General features: G+C 61.5%; 1 protein-coding gene. It reads left to right on the top strand.

What is annotated here, in order from left to right:
* Window positions 1-30: 30 nt before the first annotated feature.
* Window positions 31-234 (top strand): hypothetical protein (locus P8629_RS12765; RefSeq protein ID WP_442908728.1); only part of this gene is annotated, 204 nt, incomplete at its 3' end.

The following is a 234-nucleotide window of genomic DNA, read 5'->3' as shown; positions in this document are numbered from 1 at the left end:
AGTGACGATGACGACCCCTGGGCTGCCGCGATGGCGGAACAAGAAGCTGCCGAGCAAACGGAGGCCACGGAAGAGCCTGCCCCCGAAGCCCCCCAGGCAAAACCTGCCAGTGACGATGTCTTCCGCCCTCTGAGCGGTGAACCCAGCTGTTGCGGGACCCGTGATCTGGAAATGATCATGGACATTCCCGTCAAACTCACCGTCAGCTTGGTACGGCCTAGCTCGACGGTGAGT

The sequence above is a fragment of the Hydrogenovibrio sp. 3SP14C1 genome (genome assembly GCF_029625905.1).
In the GTDB taxonomy this organism is placed as follows: domain Bacteria; phylum Pseudomonadota; class Gammaproteobacteria; order Thiomicrospirales; family Thiomicrospiraceae; genus Hydrogenovibrio.
This window is presented reverse-complemented; position numbering and strand designations above follow the sequence as displayed.